General features: G+C 47.3%; 20 protein-coding genes. 7 read left to right on the top strand and 13 right to left on the bottom strand.

What is annotated here, in order from left to right:
* The first annotated feature begins 36 nt into the window (after positions 1–36).
* Together ACY2RR_RS18180 and htpX are read left to right on the top strand one after the other, a co-directional pair.
* A complete protein-coding gene (locus ACY2RR_RS18180) occupies positions 37–747 on the top strand; it encodes a class I SAM-dependent methyltransferase (protein WP_490109598.1) in 711 nt (236 codons plus the stop codon).
* 88 nt (positions 748–835) lie between these two features.
* Positions 836–1,705 carry a protease HtpX gene (gene htpX, locus ACY2RR_RS18175; RefSeq protein ID WP_490109747.1) on the top strand — a complete coding sequence of 290 codons (870 nt, stop codon included), beginning with the start codon at positions 836–838 and terminating at the stop codon, positions 1,703–1,705.
* A 46-nt stretch (positions 1,706–1,751) separates the two neighbouring features.
* Here htpX and ACY2RR_RS18170 read toward each other — a convergent pair whose 3' ends face one another.
* The 3 genes from ACY2RR_RS18170 to pdxB all read right to left on the bottom strand — a co-directional run bounded on the left by ACY2RR_RS18170 (position 1,752) and on the right by pdxB (position 5,106).
* On the bottom strand, positions 1,752–2,675 hold the full coding sequence (locus tag ACY2RR_RS18170; protein ID WP_490109597.1) for a protein kinase domain-containing protein: 924 nt from the start codon (positions 2,673–2,675) through the stop codon (positions 1,752–1,754).
* Positions 2,676–2,779: 104 nt separating this feature from the next.
* Positions 2,780–3,922: an ATP-NAD kinase family protein gene (locus ACY2RR_RS18165; protein ID WP_490109596.1), complete on the bottom strand. Its 1,143-nt coding sequence runs from the start codon at positions 3,920–3,922 to the stop codon at positions 2,780–2,782.
* Entirely contained in the window at positions 3,919–5,106 is a 1,188-nt protein-coding gene (gene pdxB, locus ACY2RR_RS18160) for a 4-phosphoerythronate dehydrogenase PdxB (RefSeq protein WP_490109595.1), read from the bottom strand. Before pdxB ends, ACY2RR_RS18165 begins: the two co-directional genes overlap by 4 nt.
* Positions 5,107–5,155: 49 nt before the next feature.
* On the opposite strand from pdxB, the gene ACY2RR_RS18155 reads away from it, so the two are divergent.
* Positions 5,156–5,755 carry an elongation factor P hydroxylase gene (locus tag ACY2RR_RS18155; protein ID WP_490109594.1) on the top strand — a complete coding sequence of 200 codons (600 nt, stop codon included), beginning with the start codon at positions 5,156–5,158 and terminating at the stop codon, positions 5,753–5,755.
* 5 nt (positions 5,756–5,760) lie between these two features.
* Here the strand turns inward: ACY2RR_RS18155 and ACY2RR_RS18150 are convergent, their stop codons facing one another.
* On the bottom strand, positions 5,761–7,239 hold the full coding sequence (locus tag ACY2RR_RS18150) for an SLC13 family permease (RefSeq protein ID WP_490109593.1): 1,479 nt from the start codon (positions 7,237–7,239) through the stop codon (positions 5,761–5,763).
* 208 nt (positions 7,240–7,447) lie between these two features.
* On the opposite strand from ACY2RR_RS18150, the gene ACY2RR_RS18145 reads away from it, so the two are divergent.
* Positions 7,448–8,857, top strand: coding sequence for an MATE family efflux transporter (locus tag ACY2RR_RS18145; protein WP_490109592.1), 1,410 nt, complete (start codon positions 7,448–7,450; stop codon positions 8,855–8,857).
* Between the two features lie 71 nt (positions 8,858–8,928).
* Positions 8,929–9,711, top strand: coding sequence for a hypothetical protein (locus tag ACY2RR_RS18140; protein ID WP_490109591.1), 783 nt, complete (start codon positions 8,929–8,931; stop codon positions 9,709–9,711).
* Positions 9,712–9,725: 14 nt separating this feature from the next.
* On the opposite strand, the gene tusA is transcribed toward ACY2RR_RS18140, so the two are convergent.
* Entirely contained in the window at positions 9,726–9,968 is a 243-nt protein-coding gene (gene tusA / locus ACY2RR_RS18135) for a sulfurtransferase TusA (protein WP_490109590.1), read from the bottom strand.
* A gap of 98 nt (positions 9,969–10,066) precedes the next feature.
* Between tusA and ACY2RR_RS18130 the strand changes: the two genes are divergently transcribed.
* Positions 10,067–10,348 (top strand): antibiotic biosynthesis monooxygenase family protein, encoded by a 282-nt coding sequence (locus tag ACY2RR_RS18130; RefSeq protein ID WP_490109589.1) that lies wholly within the window; start codon positions 10,067–10,069, stop codon positions 10,346–10,348.
* A gap of 17 nt (positions 10,349–10,365) precedes the next feature.
* Here the strand turns inward: ACY2RR_RS18130 and ACY2RR_RS18125 are convergent, their stop codons facing one another.
* The 6 genes from ACY2RR_RS18125 to rlmM all read right to left on the bottom strand — a co-directional run bounded on the left by ACY2RR_RS18125 (position 10,366) and on the right by rlmM (position 19,002).
* The gene (locus ACY2RR_RS18125) at positions 10,366–11,703 is read right to left on the bottom strand and encodes an MATE family efflux transporter (protein WP_490109588.1); all 1,338 of its coding nucleotides are present in this window, start codon (positions 11,701–11,703) and stop codon (positions 10,366–10,368) included.
* Positions 11,704–11,825: 122 nt separating this feature from the next.
* Positions 11,826–14,282 carry a DUF6160 family protein gene (locus tag ACY2RR_RS18120; protein WP_490109587.1) on the bottom strand — a complete coding sequence of 819 codons (2,457 nt, stop codon included), beginning with the start codon at positions 14,280–14,282 and terminating at the stop codon, positions 11,826–11,828.
* Positions 14,279–14,860, bottom strand: coding sequence for a hypothetical protein (locus ACY2RR_RS18115; RefSeq protein WP_490109586.1), 582 nt, complete (start codon positions 14,858–14,860; stop codon positions 14,279–14,281). Before ACY2RR_RS18115 ends, ACY2RR_RS18120 begins: the two co-directional genes overlap by 4 nt.
* Complete coding sequence (locus ACY2RR_RS18110; protein ID WP_490109585.1) at positions 14,847–16,541, bottom strand: hypothetical protein; 1,695 nt, start codon at positions 16,539–16,541, stop codon at positions 14,847–14,849. The genes ACY2RR_RS18115 and ACY2RR_RS18110 overlap by 14 nt, the downstream gene beginning before the upstream one ends.
* A complete protein-coding gene (locus ACY2RR_RS18105; protein WP_490109584.1) occupies positions 16,541–17,689 on the bottom strand; it encodes a DUF6160 family protein in 1,149 nt (382 codons plus the stop codon). The genes ACY2RR_RS18110 and ACY2RR_RS18105 overlap by 1 nt, the downstream gene beginning before the upstream one ends.
* Before the next feature lie 239 nt (positions 17,690–17,928).
* Positions 17,929–19,002 (bottom strand): 23S rRNA (cytidine(2498)-2'-O)-methyltransferase RlmM, encoded by a 1,074-nt coding sequence (gene rlmM / locus ACY2RR_RS18100; protein WP_490109583.1) that lies wholly within the window; start codon positions 19,000–19,002, stop codon positions 17,929–17,931.
* A 127-nt stretch (positions 19,003–19,129) separates the two neighbouring features.
* On the opposite strand from rlmM, the gene ACY2RR_RS18095 reads away from it, so the two are divergent.
* Complete coding sequence (locus ACY2RR_RS18095; RefSeq protein ID WP_490109582.1) at positions 19,130–20,311, top strand: protein kinase family protein; 1,182 nt, start codon at positions 19,130–19,132, stop codon at positions 20,309–20,311.
* On the opposite strand, the gene ACY2RR_RS18090 is transcribed toward ACY2RR_RS18095, so the two are convergent.
* Positions 20,286–20,939, bottom strand: coding sequence for an alpha/beta family hydrolase (locus tag ACY2RR_RS18090; RefSeq protein ID WP_490109581.1), 654 nt, complete (start codon positions 20,937–20,939; stop codon positions 20,286–20,288). The two genes, ACY2RR_RS18095 and ACY2RR_RS18090, sit on opposite strands and share 26 nt — an antisense overlap.
* A gap of 159 nt (positions 20,940–21,098) precedes the next feature.
* Positions 21,099–21,944 (bottom strand): dimethyl sulfoxide reductase anchor subunit family protein, encoded by an 846-nt coding sequence (locus ACY2RR_RS18085; protein WP_490109580.1) that lies wholly within the window; start codon positions 21,942–21,944, stop codon positions 21,099–21,101.
* Position 21,945: the final 1 nt, after the last annotated feature.

The following is a 21,945-nucleotide window of genomic DNA, read 5'->3' as shown; positions in this document are numbered from 1 at the left end:
TATCTTAAGGTTCCTTCAATCAAGGAACCTTAAATAGTGGAATACTCCCAAGAACTAAGCCAACAATACCGACAGCTAATAACCACAGAAATCACCACCCTTCTTACAAGAGATATACCGGCTTTAATCACCCGCCACGTTACTACTGGACGAAAAGCTCTTGATTATGGCTGTGGCACCGGCACCTTCATTCCGTTATTACAAAGTGCAGGGTATCAGGTGGATGGTATGGATATTGAGCCGAATATGCTCACCCAGGCTCTGACCAATGTGAAGAATACAGCTTTCTTCCATATCAGCTCTGCCGCTATTCCCAAAGCAGACAATAGCTATGATCTCGCTGTATTAAGTTTTGTACTGGTTGAAATCAGCACCATCACAGAAATAATTGAGGTGTTAAAAGACATTCACCGAGTTTTAAAACCTGGCGGTATTCTTATCGCGATTACTGGGAATAAGGCTCGCTACACACCAAGCAACCAGTGGCTTCATATAAAAACCGACTTTCCCGACCTCCCCCCATTGTGCAGTGGCAGCCGTGTGCGATGCCAACTTGTGGGAACCGATATTGTTTTCAATGACTATTACTGGACTGACAGCGACTACAAAAATGCCTTCCAGTCTGCCGACCTCGAGCTTCTGGAAACCCATCAGCCCTTAGGAAAACAAGAAGACGGCATTCCCTGGAAAGATGAACTCCATGTCTCACCAATGAATATCTATATAACGAGAAAATCTAAGGTGTGACAATTCGGTACACTTTCCCCCTTGAATCCGCTTCGGAAACCCACATAAATGGGGTAATGGAATGGGAAGCAGTGGAGAATTATTCCTGATGAAGCGAATAGCGTTATTTCTAGCAACGAATCTGGCCGTGGTGCTGGTTCTGGGCATTGTCACCAGTATTGTTTTGCCTCTGTTAGGGCTGAACACCCGAGGAATGGGAGGCCTTCTGGTCTTTGCTCTGATCTTTGGTTTTGGTGGTTCTTTTATTTCTCTGGCTATTTCCAAGTGGATGGCACTGAAAACCACTGGCGCCGAAGTTATCGAACAACCTCGCAACAGCACCCAGCAGTGGTTGTTGGACACCGTTGCCCGTCAGGCTCAGGCGGCCGGTATTGGCATGCCACAGGTTGCCATGTATGACTCACCAGATATCAACGCCTTTGCCACCGGTGCCAGCAAAAACAATGCTCTGGTTGCGGTAAGTTCAGGATTGATTCGCAATATGAGCCAGGACGAAGCGGAAGCTGTTCTGGGCCACGAAATCTCTCATATTGCCAACGGTGATATGGTGACTCTGACCCTGATTCAGGGTGTAGTGAATACCTTTGTTATTTTCATTGCCCGGGCTATTGCCATGGTCATTGATAACTTCCTGAAGGGAGACGATGAAGAAGGCGGTCTGGGCATGTTTGCCTATATGGGCGTGGTCTTTGTTCTCGAAGCCATTCTCGGCATTGGTGCCAGCATTATTGTTATGTGGTTCTCCCGCCAGCGGGAATTCCGTGCCGATGAAGGCGGAGCACAGTTAGCGGGTCGTGAAAAGATGGTCGCTGCCCTGCGTCGTTTGCAGCAAAGCTACGAGCCACAATTGGAAGGTTCGATGATGGCTTTCGGTATCAATGGCAAGCGTACCGTTTCTGAAATGTTCCTGAGCCATCCGCCATTGGAAAAGCGTATCGCTCACCTGCAAAGCCTGTAATTTCTAATATCATGGCTTCGGGAGACTCCCGAAGCCATGTTTGTTTTTAAACCGTTGTCGATTGCTCCCAAACTCTTACCTTTCCCTGAATGCTTTTAACTGATTGCAGTAGCTCTGGAATCGTTGGCCGCTTTGCAATGCACACCTCCATGGCTGGCATAATCAACCTATCCCGCATCAAGCGAAATAATTCCGGATCATTAAAAACAGTTTTTGCACTGCAACCAGGCAGTGACTTTCCCGCACCGGACTTTGAAGGCTGCTGGTAACGGTTCAACAACTCTCCACCCTGCACGCGCCAAGCCTGTTGAATAGCCGGGTCTTCATGAACAATGGTTTCAATGACATAACCGGCACCAAATACATCACTGGCTTCTCTAAACGGCCCCGGTTGTTTAGCAACACATTCTTTACTCTCTGGGCTTTTTACAAAACAGCCAGAATACTCTGGAGCTTGGTAGTAAACAGGCTCCTCATACCGAAAACCTGTTGCTGCCGTTAACGGAGTTGCACGGGTAAAGTCGGTCAGTTTGGCATGTCCATCCGTTGTCAACATTACGTTTGAAGGCTTTAGGTCAATAGCAAGAACCTTGCACGAATGAAGATAATTCACGCCCGTGAGAAATTCAGCTGCCTGGTTAAGGCGTTTTTCTACAGCAACAGGATCATGATTAAACAGACTGTCTGTTAGAGATTTTTCCAGTATTTCCATAACCAGAAAATACTGATCTCCATGTTGTACATGGGTAAAAGTCTGAATAATTCTCTCGTTAGGAGCTTTACGAATCGTCTCCATAACAGCCAGTTCATTCACAACCGTACTCTTGTGAACGGAAGGCTTATATTTTTTTACAGCAACACTTTTACCGGCAAAGGTTCCGGCAAGAACATCAGATTCCTCACCCTGCCCTAATACTTTCTTATCATAAACAAGAAGAGGGCCTGATTTTGTTTGATAGCGTATACACATAATTCCAGTGGTTTATTGCTCAATAAACCACTTAGAGTGCATGCATTCAGGAGGGGTTCGGTTAATGTGGATAACAGAGGGGTTAGCCCCCTCTGAGCAGATATTTACAGTGCACTGACCGGATAAAGCACCGCATCACGGTAGCCAGTCATAACCTTCAGAGTTCCGGATAATTCTGCATCCAGCTCAGGGTCACCAGAATCCAGCAACAATGGCCGCCCTTCCAGAGCTTTGATCTTGGTTTTGGTAGCAATGACCAGCAAACCATCACGTCCTTCCCGCTCCAGAACAGCGCGAATAACTTTCGGGCTTAACTGCTGATTACCGCGCCCGAGCACATGGCCCTGTCCACCAATTGCTGTCACCATAATCCGTACCGGCCCATCGTGATGACGCAAGATTTCCAGAATACCTTCTTCACGAACATCATCCGCCAGGCACTCATCATCCCGGAACAGATCAACACCCAGCAACGTGCTGTCATGTCCCAGACATTCCATCACTCCACAAGTGGTTGAACCTGGCCCAGCAATAATCAATGTACCATCGTCTAATTGCTCACGCAGATCATCGGCAACATCCTGCAGTACCAGCTCTTCAACTTCCCGACCGCCCTGCTTCACATTCTGCAGAAACTGACCGGCTTCCGGTACCAGCATTTCACCATAATGACGAGCACGAACACGACCTTCCCGGAACGCCTGTTCATCAATATCCCGCACATCACGGCTGCGGATATCAGTCATTGCACCGGTCATTAAACCTTTCAGAACTTCACCAGCAGCAGAAGGGGTCACAGCATAAACAGCCGAATGAATCTTCACTCCAGCAGGAATACCGAGAACTGGTTGCCCCTCGGGCACGTTGTCGCAAATATTTCTGGCAGTACCATCACCACCAGCAAACAGAATCAGATCAACCTTCTGTTCAGACAAACAATGAACAGCAGCGATGGTGTCCTCTGCAGAACTGCGTTCACTTTCAACATTGCCAACAACCTGAAAAGAGAATCCCATCTCCTTGAGCAGGTTTTCTCCCATTGGGCCTGACCAGACTAAAAACTCAATCTGGTTTTTATAAGGCAACAATTTCTCTAATGCCGTTTGGGCGCGCTTTTCCGCTTTAGGAACAGCTCCCATAGCCAGAGCTTTAGTAACAGTGTCTTCCCCGTCACTGCCCTTCAAACCAACGGAACCACCGATACCGGCGAGAGGATTAATAATCAGTCCAATGGTTAACTGCGTCATCGGTTGCCTGCACTACTTTTGGAAGAATTGTTATTGTAAGAGTTGTCGTTGATAGAGAAACCGTAGCCGGCCAGATATTCACGAACCTCTGCCGAGCAGTCTTCCAGTTCAAGGCACAAAGTGCTGAACTCTCTCCGACGAGGGTAATGGCGACGTAGCAGATCAAATTCCCTGGCAATATTCTCAGGGTGACGAGCCACTGCCCTGCGCAAACGCATATCATCCCGGCGGATATCGTAAACCATGCGAATAGTGGCCGCGGACGCCTCCTGATGATTATCACTGGCAATAGTCAGGGATTGCAGCAACGGTGCCGGATTCACTTCATCGTATTTCACATCTTCCCGACGATTCAGGAACTCGCAGGCTGCCTGATAAATCATTGCCGTGCCACGTACTTTGCCATCCACACTGTAACCGGCAATATGAGGGGTTCCGATCGTAACCAAGTCCAACAGTTCTGAATCAATCGCGGGTTCGTTCTCCCAAACATCCAACACTGCAGTTAAAGAGTTAATCTCTTTTAAAAGGGATTTCAGCGCTGCGTTGTCTACAACCTCTCCACGCCCGGCATTAATCAAAATACCATTGCCTGCACTCTCGGCAAACTGGCGAAGACGCTGATCATTTAGCAGGTGAAAGGTAGAGTGTTGGCAGTTTCGGGTATAAGGCGTGTGGAGGGAAAGAATATCAACCATCTCAATCAGCTCATCAATCTCGGTATTATTGGGAGCATCCTTAAACGGGTCGCAGTTGAGGCAGTTAACGCCCAGAGCTGTCAGGCGCTGATACAACCGGCTTCCAACCTGCCCATAACCAACAATGCCAACGGTTTTGTCTTGAAGATGAAAACCCTGCTCTTCGATCAGGGTATCCAGTGCCGCCATCACATAATCCACCACGGCCTCGGCATTGCACCCAGCCGCTGACGAAAAGCCGATGTTATTGTCCCGAAGCCAGTCTTTATCCACATGATCTGTGCCACTGGTGGCTGTGGCAACAAACTTAACCGAGCTTCCAGAGAGCAGTTGTTCATTTACTTTTGTAACGGAACGAACAAGAAGAAGGTCAGCGTCTCTCACATCATCAGCAGTCATGGTGCGTCCGTGGCAGGACACAATATCGCCAAAACCACCAAAGAAGCTGGTCAGCAGGGGAATATTTTCATCAGCAACGATTTTCATCAGCGTCAGTGGTTACTCCACTCAATACGGTTGAGAACGGAATGTTATAATGCCAAGCGTTATACCAGCAATTCGGAAACATGACACCCTATCCATGCTCACTACACCTGATAACAGTGTTTATAACCATAAAGATCTGATCACTCTGTTTAATCAGTGTTTTTACAGTGATTACAACACAGTTTTGTCCGCTTATGCCGAGGAGCCTCTGTATACACCGGCCACACCAGATCAGCCAGCCAGAATTCACTTTACCCGGGATTATTTCGCCAGCGCCCTCCATGAGATTGCCCACTGGTGCATTGCCGGTAAACAGCGGCGTACCCTGGAGGATTACGGCTATTGGTACGAGCCAGATGGCCGTACAGAAGAACAGCAGGCTTTATTTGAATCTGTGGAAGTTGAACCCCAGGCTCTGGAGTGGATTTTCTCCCTGTGCTGCAACGCGCCTTTCCGTATCAGTGCAGATAATCTCAACAGCGCTATGGGAGCCAGCAAATCATTCAAAAGGAATGTTTATAACAAAGCGATAGATTATCTGGAGAATGGCTTGCCGGAGCGGCCTCAGCATTTCGCTAAGGCACTGTCCCGGCATTTTCAGAATGGAGCGTTACCAGCCACCAGCGAGCTTAACGCAAGCTCCCTTTAACGGAACTAGGCCAGAGAAAATCCTGCAAGCCAGTAGGCCAGCAGACCAATAATTAATATACCCATCAGGTTCAGAATCAAACCACTGCGCAGCATCTGCCGGATGGTAATCATCCCTGAACCAAACACTATGGCATTGGGTGGAGTTGCCACTGGCAACATAAAGGCACAACTGGCGGCCAATGTTGCCGGAATAGCCAGCATGGCTGGAGGAATCCCCAAAGACAGCGCCAGTGCTCCCAAAGGTGGAAGGAATGCCGCCGTGGTTGCGGCATTACTGGTAATCTCGGTTAGGAAGATAATCACCGTCACAACCAGAATAACGGCCAGCAACTCTGTGCCACCGGGAATTGAAGAAAACTGGCTGGCGGTCCAGCCTGCCAGGCCACTCTTCTGAATCATTGCCGCAATACTCAAGCCACCGCCAAACAGCAGCAGAATATCCCAGGGCAGCTTTTTCATAGCTCCCCAGTTCATCACAAATTCCAACTTTCGAAGATTGACTGGCAGTAAGAACAGAGTAATCCCGGCCATCACAGCGATAAGGGTGTCGGAGATCGGTAGCCAGGGCAGCATATCCACCAGCAATGGCCGAAACAGCCAACAAATGGCAGCCATAGAGAAGACTGAAGCCACCATTTTCTCGCCTCGGCTTAAGCCACCAAGACCGCTCAATTCTTTGGTCAGTTCCTGATGAACCTTGTCACTACTGACAGATTCCAGCTGATAACCGCCTTTACTTAACCACCAGCCGGTGAAGATCAACATTAATACAGAGATAGGCAGACCAATCATCAGCCATTGAGCGAAACCAATCTTTAAGCCGTACTGCTCTTCCAAAAATGCCGCCATCAGAGCATTTGGAGGAGTTCCTATTAATGTGGCCATACCGCCAATAGAAGCGCCATAAGCAATGGCGAGAAGCAGAGCATTAGAGAATCCAGCTTTACCCTGTCCTTCTTCCCGCAACATGTGAATAACAGACACGCCGATAGGCAACATCATCACTGCCGTTGCCGTATTACTGACCCACATACTGAGCAGGGCGGTAGCCAACATAAAGCCTATTACCAGCCGTTGTTCGCCGGTTCCCACTTTAAGCATGATGTGAATGGCTATGCGCCGATGCAGCCCCCAGCGCTCCATCGCCAGCCCCAGCATAAACCCTCCGAGATAGAGAAATATAACCGGATGGGCATAGGGCGCGGCTACCGTGTCCAGCTTACCAAGCCCCAATAGTGGCCCCATGACCAGAGGAAGAAGTGCAGTGATGGCAATGGGCATAATTTCCAGAGACCACCAGACCGCCATCATCAAAGCCAGACCAGAACAGCGCCAGGCCATTTCAGTCATGCCTTCCGGGGCATCAACAAACAGAGGAATTAGCAGCAGGAGCCAGCCAGCGACAAAGCCAACCCGCCAGAGTTGATGGTTTTTCTCTTCTGACGGCTCTGAAGCAGCCTGTTGTTCCGGGTTTAAGCTCACAAGGGTATCCCGCTATTCTCTTATAGAGACATATCGTCCTCCTCTCGGTATCCATAACTACGGGTTCAAAGATACAGAACAAATACAAAAGACTTCGTGCTCTTGTCAGGATAAAATGACCGCGACCAGAAAAGGTCTATCCCACGGCTGCCTATCTTCGCCATATCGCCCTAACCCCGGCAAACCGTGCAGATACAACTCTTACAATATGAAAACAGCTCAACCCTATTTGCCTCGTTTTTTTACAGAGGCCAGAGCCCTTCTTGCTCTCTCTATGCCGATCATCATTTCCCAGCTTGCTATTCAGGGAATGGGCTTTGTCGATACCTCTATGGCCGGGCAGGCCAGCGCCAGAGATCTTGCTGCAATTGCTGTGGCCGCAAGCCTTTGGATGCCAGTTAACCTGCTAATGCGTGGAACTCTGATGGCTCTCACTCCCACTGTGGCTCACCACCGTGGTGCCGGCACAGAGGATAGAATCCCTGTAGATCTGAGTCAGACTCTTTGGATAGCCCTTGTTTCCAGCATCATTCTTATTATTTACCTGAATTTCGCAGGCCACATTCTTACATTTATGGATGTTGATCCGGCGATAATCCCTATTGCCACCGGCTACCTGCATGCGCTGTCATTCGGTGTCCCGGGTATCGCTCTCTATTTCGCCCTTAACAGTTTATGTGAAGGCATGGGCAATACCCGCGCTCCAATGGTAGTGGCCATCGCTGGCTTGTTAGTGAACGTTCCCGTGAACTACATACTGATTTACGGAAAACTGGGGTTACCTGAATTAGGCGCTGTTGGTTGTGGATGGGCAACTAGCCTGGTGTATTGGGTGATGTCACTCCTGATGATCTTCTACATTAAAAGCCATCACCGCTACAGCAGATTGTTGCCTAAAAGCAACCAGTTGAAATTGGTTGGCCACCAAATTAGTGAGCAGTTAAAACTGGGTATTCCTATCGGCATCACAATCTTCATTGAAGGTAGTATTTTCGCCATTATCGCTCTGTTAATTGGCCAGCTTGGCGCAACGGCAGTTGCTGCTCACCAGATTGCCCTGAATTTTTCAGGCCTGACCTTTATGGTGCCGCTCAGCATTTCTTTTGGAATCACTATTCGTGTAGGCCATGCCGTCGGAGCAAACAATTTGAGTGAAGCCAAACTGAGAACCTTGAGTGGAACCATTCTCGGGATGCTGTTCGCAACCTTTGCCGCCGTGTGTATTTTGCTATTCCCGGAAGCCATTATTCGTGTTTACACGACCGATCCGGTTGTTGCCCAAGGCGCGGCCCTTCTGCTTATTTATGCTGCTATTTACCAGATTTCTGATTCTCTGCAGGCTTCTGCCAATGGTGCACTGCGTGGTTTTAAAGACACCAAGATGCCGATGATCCTGGTGAGTATTGCCTACTGGCTGATTGGTTTGCCAATTGGCTATACCTTAGGATTAACCAGCATCATTACTGAACCTATGGGTTCAGCAGGGTTCTGGATCGGTCTTGTCAGCGGTTTAACAGCTGCAGCTATTTTCCTTGGTGCCCGTCTTTTGATTGTGATTAAGCGAACAGAGCAGCACTCTGCAACATTAATGTCTTCAAGTTATAAAGCAGCCGCTTAAGTTAACGACTAGATTTAAAAGATCAGGAAAAGGATTTCCTGCTTTTACAGCGTTGTTCACAAGGATGTGGCATGTCTGATCGATTTAGCGATAAAAGCCGTAACAATAAAAACGGTAAAGAAAATACTCCAGTCTCTATCAACTCAGGTTCAGAACCCGACAATGTGGTTGATATCTTCACCCGGAAAAAGGTGATTGATAACAACACCAATCGCATTGTTCGTATGGCACCGGAGCTGGATGGCCTGGAAATGCTTTACAGCAACGATGCCAACAAAGACAAAATGTTCAGCATGAAAATACTGTGCTGGGCGTTGCGACAGGATGGACAGGTTGATGCCATGGTGCCTTGGCTAAGCAGGCTGGTTCCGGCACAGGATTTGAAAGACCCTCTGAACGGTCATTGGGAAGGCTATTACGACAACAAGCTTGAGCGACTGTTCTACGAACCACCTGTTCACAAAGTTGTTGAGCTGGAAGGGGCTGTGACTTACTTCCAAAGCCTGGAAGAGCGAATGGAGAAGGTGGGAGAAGAAGAGAATAAGGAGGCTGAGGTTATTCAGGAAATCCCTGACAATATCGGCACTCACGCAGTATTAACCGGCAACTCCTTCCACACAATCACCCTCACCCAGATCACCAGTTGGCGCTTGATGGATGATGGCAATATTCAGGCAATGATTGCGGACACTGACAAGATCGATAACACGCCGGTGCTGCCCGGTGACAGTTGCCTGCATCCGGTTCAGGAAAGCAGTGACTTCAAATATTTCTTCCACCACGTGATCGCCAACAAGATAAAGGCTGGCGACCCCGAAGCCATGGCGGCCTTTTCCCGGTTATTGGATCAATAACCGGGATTAAAGGATTAAGCCGCTTCTTTCTTGCGAATATGGTAATAAAAGCGGTTTTCCCGCTCTTCCTGTACCAGCAGCTCATGCTCGAGGAAATTACAGAATTTAGGGATATCCCGGCTGGTGGAAGGGTCGGTTGCAATCACTTCTACAATATCACCAGCAGCCATTTCCCGGACAGTTTTATGCAGCATCATGACCGGCTCGGGACAATTGAGGCCGCAGGTATCGAGGGTTCGAGAGATGGTATAGGTCATTACAAAAATACGCTTACACTTGAAAATTATTCGAAACGGACGAAATTATCTTAATAGCCTAATCCGATCCAGAAAAGACTTTGATAAGGACATACCCCATGATCAAGGTGATCATAGACCGCACCATAGCCGAAGGACTGGAACAACACTACGACCACTGCCTGCGGGATACCGTTCCCCTGATTCAGAATGCCAAAGGCTTTCTAGGCAGTGAAACCCTGCGGGATATCGAGAACTCCTGCCACAGGGTCACCGTCAGTCTTTGGGATAATATCCAGTGCTGGAGCCAGTGGCTGCACTCCGAGAACCGCCGCCTGCTTCATAACAAGATTGACCCTTTGCTGGATCATGAAGAAGAGATAACAGTTCTGACTCACTGAGCCACAAAAGCTGACTGTTAAAAACTAAGACTCTGCCCTTTGCGAATTTTGCGGTAAATGGGCAGGAAAGACATCAGCATGCCACTGCTTCGCGCGGCGGTGAACAAGGCAAACGCAAACCATAAACCGTGGTTCCCGGCAGAACGGGTAAGATACAGCACAGGGATAAAAACAAGAAACGTTGAAAGCACCATAATGTTCTGCATCAACCCTGTTCGACCAATACCTATATAAACGCCATCCAGCCAGAAACAAATCACACCAAGAAGCGGCATAGCAATCAGCCACGGCAGATAACTTCCAGCCTGTTCGGCCAAGCCTTCTATATCTGTTAAAAACGACAGTAACGACTGACCAAATACAACAAAGAAAATACTGAATGCCGCCGCCATCAATACAGAGCACAGCAAAGTAGATGCCAGAAGCTTTTTAATAAGGCGAACACAACCTTCCCCTGTCGCTTTTCCAATTAGAGCTTCCGCTGCAAAAGCAAAACCATCCAGCGCATAAATTACCAGCATAAGCAGGTTAATCAGCAAAGCATTAGCGGCAAGGATATCGTCCCCCTGCCGTGCGCCCCATGCGGTAAACAATGACATAGTTAAAAGCAGACAAAGCGTGCGAACGAACAGCTGCCTGTTAACAACCATCAACGCTTTTAATTCAGACAAGTGCAACGCTTCACGCAAACGGAAGTGCCCACTTACTCCACTGAGATAACGCAAACACAGGTAAAGACCCAAACCAAGGCTGGCGTATTCTGCAATCACCGTTGCCAGTGCCACACCTTTTACTGCCATTCCCAAACCAAGAACAAAGAACAGGTTCAGAACAATATTTAGAAGGTTCTGAAATACCAGAAGAATCAGAGATGCTTTGGCGATCTGCCGACCCAGCAACCAGCCCAGAACAGCATAATTAGCCAGTGTCGCCGGTGCAGACAGTACCCGGATAAAGAAGTAGTTACCCACTTCCGGAGTCACAGCCTGACTCGGGCTAAAGAATGGTAACGCCAGATCTAGAATCGGCCTTGCTAAAGCAATAATGACAATTCCCAGAACACCAGCAATAGTTAGCGCCTGAATCAGCACATCATACAGACGTTGATAACGCTCTCGACCATAAGCACGGGAGACTTCGCCAGTCGTCCCCATACGCAGAAAACCAAAAGCCCAGAAGATAAAACTAAATAGACTGGCACCAACAGCAACAGCGCCGAGATAAACAGGGGAATCCAGTCGCCCAAGTACAGCGGAGTCCACCAAACCCAACAGGGATACAGTGATATTGGAGAGAATCACCGGCCAGGCAAATTGCCAGACCTGACGATGGGAAGAAGTCAGGTGTATGGACAAAGGGTCACCCTGTTATGTGTGAGTGAAAGAGCGGTTTACCTGCTGGGTATTAATAAACAGCAGACAAAACAAAGCCCGGATTTTACCGGGCTTTACTGACAGGAACGATAAGTGTTTGGTTATTAATTAATAGGTGTCGCAACCACATTAGACTGCATTCTTAGGTTATAGAGCACAGCATCATTGATAATTGTAGCGCCGCCAATATTCACATCATCAACACGGATCTGGTTTGCCTCAGTAAGAATATTAACAGCGAAACCCTGCTGGTTAGCCTGTGTAGGCGCAACATCAATATTGAGAGTATTACGAATACCTTCCGAATCCGTAGTAATGCCAGATACTTCCAGATAGGCATCAGCATTGGCATCACGATCAGGCGTCCAGCGTAGTGAGTTAACCTTATCTCTATCGACATCGTCGCTGGTGTCATTCAGGGTCCCCGAATAATCCTTATAGGCATTCGCCTCTCTGGCTAGGAACTCATTCTTCAAATAGATAGTGAGACCTTGAGCACCTCTGGCTGTATCCCCCCCAGTGGAGATCGCGATATCCATATTCTGATACTCATTTATGGAAAGACTACCAATACTGGTGCTCTGAGTTAGCGCATCGTAATTACCAAAGTGCATTCTATTTACGTCTTTGTAACCATAAAGATTGCTGCGAACATAAATAGCTTCACGCGCTGGATTGGTAATAACGCCATTACCATCCATGAAGGTGAAATCAGTGACTCCTTGCTCTACGTTCAGCGTAAGATCACGAATATTAGACTGAAGATTAAAGCCTTCAGACCAGATACCACAACCATTAGGGCAGGTATCATCGTAACCGATCAGAAAACCGCCCGTCGCATTGTTAATTACAGAGTCAATGTTCATAGTCAGACCCTGTCCTTTCCCGGCTCCACCACCGCCGGAAATATAAACATTGGCATCCCAATCCTGGAAGTCAAATGCCTGATATAACCGCAGCAGATAAAGTACTTCAGCTCCACCCTGCAATTCTTTATAGGAACCATCAGGGTTGGTGGGTAAATCAGTTGCAGAGTCCGTAACGTAAAGACCACGGACTCGCCATGCTCCTTTCAGGTCATTAAAACCAAGTCTGATACCATCACTTAAATTGCCGTCATAATTCGACTGCTCTTTAACGACATCAACAGAGACCGTACCCTGCTCCAGATGCGCTCCCAACCCTGTAAACCAAACATAGCCACCATTGTTGGCAACATCATCCGCATAACGGATACTGCCATCTTCAAGGTTTAAAGAAAGGTCTACAGTCAAACCGTTACTTCCACGACCACCACCGGGAAATATTTTCAGGTTATTACTGGCAACCGTTTGCCCCTTAAATGATGGCGTGTTTCCAAATTTCAATTCACCATAAATTTCGCCAAGGCTGGTATCTGCATTACCAATATAAATATCTTCAACACCAAAGCGTGTCGTCAAATCACCAAAACCGACCAGGATATGATCGCTTTCACCATTTACGCCCTTGATGAGTTCAATATTGAAGCCACTGTTTGAGGTCAACTGCCCGAAATAGTTAGCTAATCCCAAGCGAACTCCATCATCCTTATAGGCAATAAAGTTTCTACCGCTGGTTGTATCTTCTGCACTCAGGCATTCCGAAGTTGCACAGTTACTGGAAAGGTTGGGTTTTAACACAATTCCTCTACTGCTCGCTGCAGCAGATACATCAAGAGTTCCATCAAAGACTATACCGGCTTCTAAACTGCCAAAACTTTCTCCCCACCCCAATGAGTCTCCAGTTGAGGGGTTATAAATCTCATTTTTTATCCCATCAATACTTAAAGCGCCAAACACATTGGTAAAACCAAAACGGATATAGTCTCCGCTTGGGCCTTCTTTGATGTCTAAATCAAGACTGGAGTCTGGTTGATCAAGAAGCAGGCCTGCATTTAAACCTTCAATAAGGAAGTCATGACTTCCAGAACTAAGGGCATCCTGATACACCAAATTGGCATTGTGAAAAGCCACGCCCCCCTTTAAACGGATACCTCCACTCCCAGGGACAGGAGTAATCTGGATTTTGGCATCTCCAGAGAAGTCATAAGAGGAAGTTGAAACATTATACGCCAGCCCGCCAATTCTATAATCCAGCAGTATTGAGCCAAGTCCCTTTATTAATTGTGGGTCTGTTTCCTGATAGTTGGAAGCTAACCTGACATTATTAACTGTCAGTCGTCTACGATCCTGGGAAAGCCCAAGATTGATACCCGTTACTTCATCAACATCAACAGTTAAAGTCGTCTTAGGATTAACAGGCCCACCATCAGCCTGGCCAATACCCAGGTTCTCTATAGTCAGTGCTGATCCACCGGCTTGGTCTGCGGCTGACCACCTTATTGACTCAGCCTGTAAATATTGATCATTTGTACCAGTCACTGGGGCTAATGATGCAGTATTTTCCACTTCCAGTGTCAGGCCGGCCTGAGCACTCACCCCCGATAAAGATTCATCTTCAAGAGCTGTCAGCTCAGCAACCGAGTGGGAAGCAATGATCCCTCCTAAAATGAGGGCGGAAAGTTCATACTGATTCTTCATAAGGAACCGGCCCTCGTTGCAGGAAAGATCAGCAGACTACCACTTCCTTTTACCGTGCCATCAATGTTGATGGATACAATGTCTGTTTGATTTCCAGTACCTGGCAAAGGATTATCGGAAGCCCCCAGTGTGAATCCAAAATTGTCGTACTTAAAAGCATCCGAGAAACCAATAGACATCACCTCTTTCGTAACATCCGTTCCGTCAATATTTTGAGTCTTACTGCCTACTCGCAATTCCATATCTTTAGAACCACCAGCCTGGCTTCCGAAAGAGATAGCCCCATGAATATCATCGAGAATGATATAACCACTGTCGTCATCAAACTGAATTGCAAACCGGGCACCACAAGTACCAACTGTGCCACTGTTTGTACCATTACTGGTACATGTACCGTTAGGAGCTTTAGACCATTCAGGACCATCAACAGGGTTAATAGAAAAACTACCGCTGAGTGCAACACCACCCTGCCCACCTATATCAGACAGTTGCTCTTCATCAAGACCCACCATCTCACTATTAGCCACTACAGCCATACTGAGAAGAAAACAACCAAGAATTGACTTAATTAAGGTCATAGGTGTTAGCCCTCAAATATTGAATTCGAATGCCACTCAGCTCGGATGAACCAAGATTCATTCCTCCAACGGGAGCAGAAACAGCATCAGGGCGAACTCCCCCATACGTTAAATTACCGATATAGATATCAGACTTAGGGGCGTTGGCATAAAAGTCATCGGCCGTTGCTTTTATTTTGTTGTAAGCAGCCTGGTTACTGCTGCCTGGCATGCCTGCCACATCCTGAAGGCTTTCACCCACAAAAGGCAGAAAGGGAGACAATTCAAGTTCCACATTACCATCATCAACGACTTTTAGTTTCAGTGGCTGAGAAAGGCCGTAGCCCAGATTGAGATTCAGAAACACATTGGTGAAGAAGAAAGTTTGTTGATCACGGTCTCCGATTTCATTCCCATCAAGATCCTGATTGTCGCCACACCCAGGCGTAGACCATTGACAGCTAGTCAATTCCAAGGTGTTAGCATAAAGCTGTAGCCCTAGCTCGCCATCCATGGAACCAGTCCCATCTCCCCAGAGCCTTAAATAGGAATCTTCAAGTGAAAGCCCGGTAATATGATAGTTATGGTAATCTGTTCTTGGTGTACCATCAGGCTCAACAACGTCGTACTTAAAGCTAATTCCTGTATCCGCGCCACCATTCCCTCCTGTGAGAAGGTTACGTATATTTGCTATGTTCGCATCCACAGGGGCTCTAGCCGAAGCAATATTCTGCCTCTCGGCGTCAACGGCTGCTTCTGCAGCATCAACAGAGCCTTGATTCACCGAAGCCAGGAAATTCCTGCGAGCCTGAAGGCGGTCACGTTCCTGTTCCTTTTGAGAGATCTGTTTATAAAAACTTGAGTTAAAAAACGAACCCGCAGCTTCTGCACAGTCGGCAGATAACTGAAAACCACAAGCACGGTTAACAGCATCATCCCACTCACCATTACTTAAACCAAATGTATAGTCATTACCTGTTTGACTTTCACTTTTGGTCCACTGCTCAGCCTGATCATAGAGACTGCCACTATTACCATCTCTTGGGCGACTGGGAGGAGTGTCACGTCCCCAAAGATCCTGGTTTAACTGCCTGATATCATCATCCAGCTCGCTCAGAATATTTGGATTCGCCTGAACATCTACCAAACCTTGTCTCTGGGCATAAAAGTCCTCTTCCAAACCCGATAGCGTATTTGTTATTCCAGTAAGCTGCTGTTGATACTGCTGCAACCCCGTTAGCGACCCATTGCCATAAATTAAATCCTTACGATCTCCATTTTCAAAAACTGGAAAATCCAAAGACAGCACAGATCGACCATTGGGTATTGAAGCAAAATCGTTGCTGTCGTAAACATCGAGAACAACAGCATTATTTAAGTTGCCTAGAAAGTAAGTCTTGGGATCATTACTATCAACCCCCTTGGTACCGTACTCGCTGCCAGCCCCCATGACATAAAAGTCTGTCACTTCTATTCCAACGTCAGAACCATCTGTATTTTTAATACCATCAATGGTTACAGATGCCCCATTTCCATTACCAACTGATTGTCGTGTCTCATAGATAAAACCATCCAGAGCAAGACCCACTCCTGCGCCCGATACATCTTCTAAAGATTCGTCATCAATAGACACTAAATCAGCTTCTGCATGAAAAACGACAGAAAGTGAGAAAAAGGCTGCAGCCCGCCATGAATAAGACATTAACAACTTCCCCCGCCATAACAGGTTAAAAGTCGTTCGATTCCATTAAAAGCCTGTTCAAAAGATGTAGTTATAGGATATTTGGCATTACCATTTGAATCGTAATATTTAGGAATATTAATTGAGGCACCAGGCTGGAGAGTAACAGACTGGCCTGGAACAATATTTCCCGAGGCATCCGGCACAAGATCAGGCCATGGGATCAGCTCATTTTGCATAGAAATGAACATTCCCCTGGCACCACCCGCGATGTCACCTTCCGGATCAGTCTGCGAAAAGTCACCTTGAACCATACTTTTATACAAAGAGAGCGGAAAACATGCATGCAATCCAGCCAAATCACACTGATCAGCAGGCACAGCAGCAACTAGGCCACCGCCTCCAACTTCCTGTGTCCCTTGACCATTGGGAATACCCACATAACCAGACCTTGTTCCAATTTGCTCACCATAAGTCGATGAATTCGAGTCGCCATCAACAAGCTTTGCGAAAGCCTCTATATCTTCGTTGCCACTTAGCAAACCAAGACCAAACAAAACTGAAAGCAGGCCTGTAGCCTGAGGCCTTAACTCTTCAGATTTACCAGCTATGCGAACATCAATGCTACCGGACAACGCATTGATATCCCCAGACAGAACCCCTTTAAATTCACCGAATCCTGTTCTCCAGCCAATAAGCTTCCCGTCTTTGTATGCGAATTCAAAGTAAGGATCTTTGATTTTAAATGGAACAACACGATCATTAGTCGGATCAGTATCTGTTAATTGCCACTCATTAGCGCTCTGATTCCATTGATAATCATTATTTGGATCACTATCACCTGTTTGATCAATGTAACCTAACGCGAGATTATCAATATCAACATCGTTTCCTGTTTTGCCATCCCTGGAATATGTACCCAGCTTTAAGCTATCTACACCCAAGAATGTTTCTGTGTAAAGCCCCATATTGACTCGAGTAAAATCAATCTGTCCCTCTGCAGTATTTCGGCTATCAGTACTTAAATTAATGAACGCCTGGCCTGTCATTTCACCTAATTCACTATCGTCCAGAGACTCAAGCGCCTGAACCGAAAATGAGATAGCAGAAACTGCAATCACACCTGCCAGAGAAAGATGCCTAAACGCGTTTTTTGCAAGAGAAGACATAAAGAACTCTTTTTTATTATTTTTTTATTAACATTTGGTAATGAACTATAAAGCACTCCTTTCAAGCATCTCAACAGAAAACACTGAAAAAACAACGAATTAAAACGATAGTACAAGAACCATCGTACCAAAAAATCACCCTTTTATTTTTCCTATGACTGTTGTGACACACACCTCAAGTTTAACAGCCAAATAAATACCAAAGTGACATTTAGAAACGTCACTTTGGCAACAACAAATCAGACGCTCATCCCGTGCACAGTCACCTCTTCCCGATCATGAAACAGCTGCTTGCACTTTAATTGCACCTGCACGCCTTGCTCAGCACAAACCTCTTCAATCATCTGCAACGCATCCTGCACAGCCTGCCATCTTTGTTTCATTGGCAACTTGAGATTAAAGATAGTTTCACGGCACCAGCCGTTAGCCAGCCAACGGGCCATTAACTCTGCAGAACGGGCGGGTTTATCAACAATATCGCAGACCATCCAATCAACTTGTTTAGGAGGCTGGAAAGTAAAGGCATCTTCTTCCCGATGATCCACTTGCGCAGTATCCATCAGCTCCTGTTGCATCGGGCCGTTATCAACGGCAATCACCATCATGGAACGGTTCACCAGCTGCCAGGTCCAGCCACCGGGCGCTGCGCCAAGGTCAACACCTTTCATGCCCGGTGCTAAGCGGATATCCCAATCATCTGCGGGGATAAAATAGTGGAAAGCTTCTTCCAACTTAAGCGTTGAACGACTGGGTGCAGCTTTGGGGAATTTCAGCCGAAGAATACCACCCGGCCACGGGCTGCTATTGCGCGTATCAGTGATACCAACGTACACATGAGTAGAATCAAGGAAGAAGCAATGTAGCCGCGGAATGCTGTCATTAGGTTTGGGCGTAAGTTTATCTTCCTTTCTTAGAGCCTGACGCAGAGGATTAACAAACTTTTTACAGAAACCAGAAAGCTCTTTCGCTTCATTGGTATCAGCAGTTTCCAAAACAATATCGCCACAGCGCGGGAAATCATGTTCATTGATAGTTTCAAGAATGGCTGACACCCGGTCAGTTTGCGGAACATCCTCCAGCATGGGAATAGCGGCACACCACTGGCGGGCAAAGATCAAATCGTCGAAACGCAGCTTGCGCATTAGCTGCCAGGCACCATCCGACTCCTGGGTAATATACACCACATAACCACTGTCTTTTTTGGTTTTCACATAACCATAAATGCCAGCAGTGGCGGCTTTGTCCTGAATCTCTCCCGCCATATCCGATTCAAACCCGGGGCGACAATACAAAAGAAGATGATTACGGGACATGGGCTTTTCACACTACTGATAAGAAAACGGCAGGTATTCTATGCCCGGCTTGTCAGAATCACCAACCTCTTCGTTACTGTTAACTCTTGTGGAGGCCAGCAAAATCTGAACATTTGGAACAAGGGTTATGCTTGCAACTACAAGCCACAAAGCGGGTCTGCGCAGCAGCGGGAAGTCACCATCCAAGGCAGAAGCCTATCTGCGCGCCACTCTGCCCTATACATCAAACAGATCTTTTAAAGGCAGAGTCTGCAAACGACGTCTTGTTCTCACCCATATAATGTGTCGGGTTGACCAAACACTGAGAGCGGTACAGCTGCAGGAAATCTTAAAACGCTCCGTCACATATACTTGGAATAATGACAAAAGCCCACTCCTAGGGAGTGGTACCTTTGGTGAAGTTCGTACGGCCAACACATCCGGTACAGACACAAAAGCCAAACTGGTTTTCAAGGTCAATAAAACCCAGAGCGGGTATAACAACACCCTTGAGGAAGCAGAGCTTCAAATTGGATTACAGCACAAAGCCATCACTCCCTGCCTTGGATACGCCACTATACCCAGAGCCCAAAGGGCTATCCTGCTACTCCCTCAACTGCATTCATCCCTTAGTACGAAGCTCAACGTAGCCGAGGAACAAATCATCACTATTCCACTACAAGAATGCCTTGCACTTACTCGAGAAATTGCTTGTGGCTTATCTTATCTTCACGATCAGGGCTATGTGCACAGGGACTTATCAACATCCAACATCCTTCTTAATAGCACAGAGCAACCACAAATTTCCGACTTCGGTAGAGCGTTACCAATAGGTTCCCCTAACCCTGTTCGAGAAGATAGCCCACTTGTGCCCTGCGCTATTTTTAATGGTCGAAACATGAAGCGGGATCTCACGTTCGCAGACCTGCACCTGGCTCCAGAGCTGTATTTCGGAAGCGACACCCAACCCAGCAGCGACTTATTTAACCTTGGCTTTATTCTGCTTAATCTATTGGAAGGGCGACCTTTAGACATAGCTTGGACAAACAACCCCAATTGCGGGTTCGGCACCTGTCAGGACGACTGCCAGCATTGGAACTGGCCGGCTAAAGAAGTTCATTCACTGTATAGCTATCCCCAGCAAATGCCTATTCATTCACTGGGCTGGTCGAGATCAGAAGACGATATAGATGTTTTAACTAAAACCCTTGATCTGGTAGACGACTGCATGTGCATTTTTCCGGAAAGCAGGATTCAAACAGCAAAAGAAGTCGAAACACAAATCAAACAACTGGAAGCATCTCTTAAAGAGAGGCCTGCAACTCCATAACCCAGGACTCAACTTTTTCTACCGCGGTGGCCATATGCTGCTCATGGGTTAAACCAGAAGCCTTGCGCGGTTTCAGATCATGATTGCCATCCGCAAGCCAGCAAATCTCTATTTGTTCAGACAACTCATAACCCACCACAGTTTCCTGATTACCCATAGCATCGCGCTCTCCCTGAGCAACCAGCACTGGCAAGGAAATATCCTTTAAGTGATCTATGCGAGGCTTTTCTGGTTTACCTGTTGCGTAAAAGGGATACCCCAAACATACGACACCAGCCACACCCTCAATACCCTCACCTTCATCCACCACAAGGGTCGCCATCCGGCCGCCCATGGATTTGCCACCTATATATAAAGGAACATCTGAAACTTGCTTGTGAATATCGGCAATTGTTGTACGCCAGCTGTCCAGTAATTTAGGAGCTCTATCAGGTGGGCGCTTTTTACCGTTTACTCGTCGTTCAACCATATAAGGGAATTCAAAACGCACAACGGTTATGCCCTGTTCAGAGAGAAGATTGGCGATATCTTCCATAAAGGTGCTATCCATAGGCGCTCCAGCCCCGTGAGCCAGAACCAAAACAGCTTTTTCCTCACCTTTCGCTTTATTCCACAAATATTCACTCATACTCGTGCACCCTGAAGATTAATGAGGCAATCCAACCACATCACAAGCTCATGTCATATTCTTTTTTCAGCTGACTTTCTGCAAAAGAAAAAGCCCGGGCCTGATTGCAACAATCAAACCCGGGCTTTTGATCAGATTTAAAGAGGTTTTAAATCCGAATTACATGCCAGCGCTGGCACTGATATAGATGTCGTAGAAGAAAACACGACCGGCCAGTTCAGAAAGGACAACCATCAGAGCGCCAACAGAGGTCACGGCCACAGCACTGTTATTACCACGCAGGGCAGACACAACAGTCATCAGTACACCAGTCATCAGCAGGGCAACGCGTGCCATTACCAGAGTCAGGTGGTAATCAGCCATAGCAAATGGATTGCCAACGATAGTCAGCTGCCCCAGCCAGAAAAGGTAACCGGCATAACCAGTCATTACTACAACAAGAGCCATCCAGCTGCAGGTTGCCAGACCTTTGTCAGCCAAGGACTGAACAAAACCCAACTCAGAAGACAGCAGACGCAGAGCGGCAGCGGCTAGAACTGGGCCCGCAACAGCGGCAGTCATCAGGAACTGGAAGCGAGTCCAGCCAGTGTTCCAGGTTGGAACAGTGTCCAGAGTGTAAACATTGGCAATAGCCAGAATAAACACCACGCCCAGAACCATCGCCGCCAACAACACCAGATTGCGCAAGCCTGGCAGCAGGTCAAACAACTTCAAAGCTGTAAATGCAACACCGGCACCGCCAAACAGGCTCAGGCCAACAATTTCCAGACTCAGAGCAGAGAAATGCTCGAGGCCCAGAATCACGTTGAACATGCGGAATGGCTGGCCCAGGTGAGTGATGGAAGCAATGGCTGCCACACCCATGATGCCCCACACGGCAATAAAAGCTTTGTTCATCGCTTTACCGCTGGGGCGGCCCAACAGCTCGACCATACCCAGAGCAATGAACATACCGACCGCGCTTTGCGCCAGAACGGTAAAGATCACCAAAGACAACTGACTCATG

The sequence above is a fragment of the Parendozoicomonas sp. 2304DJ65-17 genome, from assembly GCF_058148445.1.
The sequence above is the reverse complement of the archived record's forward strand: the minus strand, read 5'-3'. Positions and strand labels throughout refer to the sequence as shown.

Excerpts from the sequence above, each read along its gene's own strand:
- htpX (WP_490109747.1), top strand. The coding sequence starts at position 836 with ATGAAGCGAATAGCGTTATTTCTAGCAACGAATCTGGCCGTGGTGCTG.
- ACY2RR_RS18170 (WP_490109597.1), bottom strand. The coding sequence starts at position 2,675 with ATGTGTATACGCTATCAAACAAAATCAGGCCCTCTTCTTGTTTATGAT.
- ACY2RR_RS18165 (WP_490109596.1), bottom strand. The coding sequence starts at position 3,922 with ATGACGCAGTTAACCATTGGACTGATTATTAATCCTCTCGCCGGTATC.
- pdxB (WP_490109595.1), bottom strand. The coding sequence starts at position 5,106 with ATGAAAATCGTTGCTGATGAAAATATTCCCCTGCTGACCAGCTTCTTT.
- ACY2RR_RS18155 (WP_490109594.1), top strand. The coding sequence starts at position 5,156 with ATGCCAAGCGTTATACCAGCAATTCGGAAACATGACACCCTATCCATG.
- ACY2RR_RS18145 (WP_490109592.1), top strand. The coding sequence starts at position 7,448 with ATGAAAACAGCTCAACCCTATTTGCCTCGTTTTTTTACAGAGGCCAGA.
- ACY2RR_RS18140 (WP_490109591.1), top strand. The coding sequence starts at position 8,929 with ATGTCTGATCGATTTAGCGATAAAAGCCGTAACAATAAAAACGGTAAA.
- tusA (WP_490109590.1), bottom strand. The coding sequence starts at position 9,968 with ATGACCTATACCATCTCTCGAACCCTCGATACCTGCGGCCTCAATTGT.
- ACY2RR_RS18130 (WP_490109589.1), top strand. The coding sequence starts at position 10,067 with ATGATCAAGGTGATCATAGACCGCACCATAGCCGAAGGACTGGAACAA.
- ACY2RR_RS18120 (WP_490109587.1), bottom strand. The coding sequence starts at position 14,282 with ATGAAGAATCAGTATGAACTTTCCGCCCTCATTTTAGGAGGGATCATT.
- ACY2RR_RS18115 (WP_490109586.1), bottom strand. The coding sequence starts at position 14,860 with ATGACCTTAATTAAGTCAATTCTTGGTTGTTTTCTTCTCAGTATGGCT.
- ACY2RR_RS18110 (WP_490109585.1), bottom strand. The coding sequence starts at position 16,541 with ATGTCTTATTCATGGCGGGCTGCAGCCTTTTTCTCACTTTCTGTCGTT.
- ACY2RR_RS18105 (WP_490109584.1), bottom strand. The coding sequence starts at position 17,689 with ATGTCTTCTCTTGCAAAAAACGCGTTTAGGCATCTTTCTCTGGCAGGT.
- rlmM (WP_490109583.1), bottom strand. The coding sequence starts at position 19,002 with ATGTCCCGTAATCATCTTCTTTTGTATTGTCGCCCCGGGTTTGAATCG.
- ACY2RR_RS18095 (WP_490109582.1), top strand. The coding sequence starts at position 19,130 with ATGCTTGCAACTACAAGCCACAAAGCGGGTCTGCGCAGCAGCGGGAAG.
- ACY2RR_RS18090 (WP_490109581.1), bottom strand. The coding sequence starts at position 20,939 with ATGAGTGAATATTTGTGGAATAAAGCGAAAGGTGAGGAAAAAGCTGTT.
- ACY2RR_RS18085 (WP_490109580.1), bottom strand. The coding sequence starts at position 21,944 with ATGAGTCAGTTGTCTTTGGTGATCTTTACCGTTCTGGCGCAAAGCGCG.